Consider the following 5148-nt stretch of genomic DNA (forward strand, 5'->3'; position numbering starts at 1 on the left):
TCGGTGACGGATTCCTTTGACGGCATCTTTCCTTAGCCGGGGGGTGCCGGCCAGAGAGATTTCTTTTCAAGCATTGTTTGGAGAGTTTGATCCTGGCTCAGGACGAACGCTGGCGGCGTGCTTAACACATGCAAGTCGAGCGGAAAGGCCCTTCGGGGTACTCGAGCGGCGAACGGGTGAGTAACACGTGAGTAACCTGCCCCTGACTCTGGGATAAGCCTGGGAAACCGGGTCTAATACCGGATACGACCATTTCTCGCATGGGATGGTGGTGGAAAGTTTTTTCGGTTGGGGATGGGCTCGCGGCCTATCAGCTTGTTGGTGGGGTGATGGCCTACCAAGGCGACGACGGGTAGCCGGCCTGAGAGGGCGACCGGCCACACTGGGACTGAGACACGGCCCAGACTCCTACGGGAGGCAGCAGTGGGGAATATTGCGCAATGGGCGGAAGCCTGACGCAGCGACGCCGCGTGGGGGATGACGGCCTTCGGGTTGTAAACCTCTTTCAGCAGGGACGAAGTTGACGTGTACCTGTAGAAGAAGCGCCGGCTAACTACGTGCCAGCAGCCGCGGTAATACGTAGGGCGCGAGCGTTGTCCGGAATTATTGGGCGTAAAGAGCTCGTAGGTGGCTTGTCGCGTCTGCCGTGAAAGCCCGTGGCTTAACTACGGGTCTGCGGTGGATACGGGCAGGCTAGAGGCTGGTAGGGGCAAGCGGAATTCCTGGTGTAGCGGTGAAATGCGCAGATATCAGGAGGAACACCGGTGGCGAAGGCGGCTTGCTGGGCCAGTTCTGACGCTGAGGAGCGAAAGCGTGGGGAGCGAACAGGATTAGATACCCTGGTAGTCCACGCTGTAAACGTTGGGCGCTAGGTGTGGGGGTCTTCCACGACTTCTGTGCCGTAGCTAACGCATTAAGCGCCCCGCCTGGGGAGTACGGCCGCAAGGCTAAAACTCAAAGGAATTGACGGGGGCCCGCACAAGCGGCGGAGCATGTTGCTTAATTCGACGCAACGCGAAGAACCTTACCAAGGTTTGACATACACCGGAAACTCTCAGAGATGGGTCCCTCCTTTGGACTGGTGTACAGGTGGTGCATGGCTGTCGTCAGCTCGTGTCGTGAGATGTTGGGTTAAGTCCCGCAACGAGCGCAACCCTTGTTCCATGTTGCCAGCACGCCCTTTGGGGTGGTGGGGACTCATGGGAGACTGCCGGGGTCAACTCGGAGGAAGGTGGGGATGACGTCAAGTCATCATGCCCCTTATGTCTTGGGCTGCAAACATGCTACAATGGTCGGTACAGAGGGTTGCGATACCGTGAGGTGGAGCGAATCCCTAAAAGCCGGTCTCAGTTCGGATTGGGGTCTGCAACTCGACCCCATGAAGTCGGAGTCGCTAGTAATCGCAGATCAGCAACGCTGCGGTGAATACGTTCCCGGGCCTTGTACACACCGCCCGTCACGTCACGAAAGTCGGCAACACCCGAAGCCCGTGGCCCAACCACTTGTGGGGGGAGCGGTCGAAGGTGGGGCTGGCGATTGGGACGAAGTCGTAACAAGGTAGCCGTACCGGAAGGTGCGGCTGGATCACCTCCTTTCTAAGGAGCACTCGGCCGGCCTGAACTCTCGTTGCGAGGGTGGGGTTGGTCCATGCCGGGTTCAGGGGCGAATGTTCCCTGCCTGGTGCGCTCATTAGTGGAGCACTGGTTATTCAGCTGGTCGTGGTTGCCGGATCGGTGAGTACCGCCGCCTTTGTGTGGAGTGGGAAAGCGGAGTTCCGGGGGTTGTGGCTGGTTGGGCACACTGTTGGGTCCTGAGGGAACGGACCGTTGCCCGCCGCTTAGCGGCGGGTGGTTTGTTTCTTCCAGGGCTGGTCTCCTGCCATACCGGCCGGGGCTTGTGGGCGGTTGCTCGCGGGTTCGGGTGTTTGGTGGTGGGGTGGGCTGGTTGTCTGGTTGTTGTTTGTGAATTGCATAGTGGACGCGAGCATCTTTGTGGCCAAGTTATTTAGGGCACACGGTGGATGCCTTGGCATCAGGAGCCGATGAAGGACGTGGGAGGCTGCGTTAAGCCTCGGGGAGTCGCCAACCAGACGTTGATCCGGGGATGTCCGAATGGGGAAACCTAGCACCAGTCATGTGGTGTTGCCGCCGTCTGAATGTATAGGGCGGTTGGTGGTAACGCGGGGAAGTGAAACATCTCAGTACCCGTAGGAGAAGAAAACAATTTAGTGATTCCGTGAGTAGTGGTGAGCGAAAGCGGAGGAGGCTAAACCGTGCGCGTGTGATAGCCGGCGGGCGTTGCGTGTGCGGGGTTGTGGGAGCCTTCTGAACGGTCCGCCGATCGTTCGGGGAGTAAGAAATCCATCTGATAGTCGAACGCTCTGGGAAGGGCGGCCGTAGACCGTGATAGCCGGGTAGGCGAAATTGGATGGACTCCCGAGGGTCGTCCCGAGTAGCACGGGGCTCGAGAAATCCTGTGTGAATCTGCCAGGACCACCTGGTAAGCCTAAATACTTCCTGGTGACCGATAGTGAACGAGTACCGTGAGGGAAAGGTGAAAAGCGCCCCGGTGAGGGGTCGTGAAATAGTACCTGAAACCGTGTGCCTACAAGCCGTAGGAGCGTAAACAAGCTTGCTTGTTTGTGATGTGACTGCGTGCCTTTTGAAGAATGAGCCTGCGAGTTATGGTGTGTGGCGAGGTTAACCCGTGTGGGGGAGCCGTAGCGAAAGCGAGTCTGAATAGGGCGTTTGAGTCGCATGCTGTAGACCCGAAGCGGGGTGATCTACGCATGGGCAGGTTGAAGCGTGGGTAAGACTGCGTGGAGGACCGAACCCACCAGGGTTGAAAACCTGGGGGATGACCTGTGTGTAGGGGTGAAAGGCCAATCAAACTCCGTGATAGCTGGTTCTCCCCGAAATGCATTTAGGTGCAGCGTTGCGTGTTGCTTGCCGGAGGTAGGGCTCTGGATGGCTGATGGGCCCGACAAGGTTACTGACGTCAGCCAAACTTCGAATGCCGGTAAGTTGAGCGTGGCAGTGAGACTGCGGGGGATAAGCTCCGTGGTCGAGAGGGAAACAGCCCAGATCACCGACTAAGGCCCCTAAGCGTGTGCTAAGTGGGAAAGGATGTGGAGTCGCAGTGACAACCAGGAGGTTGGCTTAGAAGCAGCCACCCTTGAAAGAGTGCGTAATAGCTCACTGGTCAAGTGATTCTGCGCCGACAATGTAGCGGGGCTCAAGTACACCGCCGAAGTCGTGGCACCGCCGGTCCTTTCGAGGTCTGGTGGTGGGTAGGGGAGCGTCGTGCGAGCCGGTGAAGCCGCCGAGTGATCGTGTGGTGGAGGTCGTGCGAGTGAGAATGCAGGCATGAGTAGCGAGTCAGAAGTGAGAATCTTCTGCGCCGGATGACCAAGGGTTCCTGGGGCAGGTTCGTCCGCCCAGGGTAAGTCGGGACCTAAGGCGAGGCCGACAGGCGTAGTCGATGGACAACGGGTTGATATTCCCGTACCCGCTGTGATGCGCCCATATCGAATCCAGTGATACTAAGGGTCCTTAGCCCGGTTGGCTCTTCGGAGCCGGCGTCAGGGTGAACGCCTGGCCTGATCTGGTAGTAGGTAAGCGATGGGGTGACGCAGGAAGGTAGCCCAGCCCGGGCGGTGGTTGTCCCGGGGTAAGCATGTAGGGCGTGCTGTAGGCAAATCCGCAGCACATGTGCCTGAGGTGTGATGCCGAGCCGATTGTGGCGAAGTGGGTGATCCTATGCTGCCGAGAAAAGCCTCTAGTGAGTGTCGCGGCGGCCCGTACCCGAAACCGACTCAGGTGGTCAGGTAGAGAATACCAAGGCGGTCGGGTGAACTGTGGTTAAGGAACTCGGCAAATTGCCCCCGTAACTTCGGGAGAAGGGGGACCTTTACTGGTGATCGGACTTGCTCCGTGAGCTGGTGGGGGTCGCAGTGGCCAGGGGGAAGCGACTGTTTACTAAAAACACAGGTCCGTGCGAAGTCGTAAGACGATGTATACGGACTGACGCCTGCCCGGTGCCGGAACGTTAAGGGGACCGCTTAGCACTCTTCGGGGTGCGAAGGTGAGAACTTAAGCGCCGGTAAACGGCGGTGGTAACTATAACCATCCTAAGGTAGCGAAATTCCTTGTCGGGTAAGTTCCGACCTGCACGAATGGCGTAACGACTTCCCCGCTGTCTCAACCACAGGCCCGGTGAAATTGCAGTACGAGTAAAGATGCTCGTTTCGCGCAGCAGGACGGAAAGACCCCGGGACCTTCACTACAGCTTGACATTGGCGTTTGGAGCGTCTTGTGTAGGATAGGTGGGAGACTGGGAAGCCTCGACGCTAGTTGGGGTGGAGTCATTGGTGAAATACCACTCTGGTCGTTTTGGACGTCTAACCCGCGCCCGTGAATCCGGGTGGGGGACAGTGTCTGGTGGGTAGTTTAACTGGGGCGGTTGCCTCCTAAAAGGTAACGGAGGCGCCCAAAGGTTCCCTCAGCCTGGTTGGCAATCAGGTGTCGAGTGTAAGTGCACAAGGGAGCTTGACTGTGAGACTGACGGGTCGAGCAGGAGCGAAAGCTGGGACTAGTGATCCGGCATCGGCGTGTGGAAGCGGTGTCGCTCAACGGCTAAAAGGTACCCCGGGGATAACAGGCTGATCTTCCCCAAGAGTCCATATCGACGGGATGGTTTGGCACCTCGATGTCGGCTCGTCGCATCCTGGGGCTGGAGTAGGTCCCAAGGGTTGGGCTGTTCGCCCATTAAAGCGGTACGCGAGCTGGGTTTAGAACGTCGCGAGACAGTTCGGTCCCTATCCGCTGCGCGCGCAGGAGACTTGCGAGGGGCTGTCCCTAGTACGAGAGGACCGGGACGGACGAACCTCTGGTGTGCCAGTTGTTCCGCCAGGAGCACGGCTGGTTGGCTACGTTCGGTAGGGATAACCGCTGAAAGCATCTAAGCGGGAAGCTCGCCTCAAGATGAGGTCTCCCACCACCTTGTGTGGGTAAGGCCCCCTAGAGATGATGGGGTTGATAGGCCGGAAGTGGAAGCGCAGTAATGTGTGGAGCTGACCGGTACTAATAGGCCGAGGACTTGACCATGATGTGCTCGCGTTCACTATGTGATCTCAGAGACAGCAACCGT

Annotated in this window: 2 rRNA genes; both read left to right on the plus strand. The window is 58.3% G+C overall.

What is annotated here, in order from left to right:
* Positions 1-74: 74 nt before the first annotated feature.
* Positions 75-1595, plus strand: a 16S ribosomal RNA gene (locus FLW16_RS42575).
* A gap of 398 nt (positions 1596-1993) precedes the next feature.
* Positions 1994-5105 (plus strand): 23S ribosomal RNA (locus FLW16_RS42580).
* Together the 16S and 23S rRNA genes form the textbook arrangement of a ribosomal RNA operon.
* Positions 5106-5148: the final 43 nt, after the last annotated feature.

It is taken from the genome of Microbispora sp. KK1-11 (assembly GCF_006874435.1).
GTDB lineage: Bacteria > Actinomycetota > Actinomycetes > Streptosporangiales > Streptosporangiaceae > Microbispora > Microbispora catharanthi.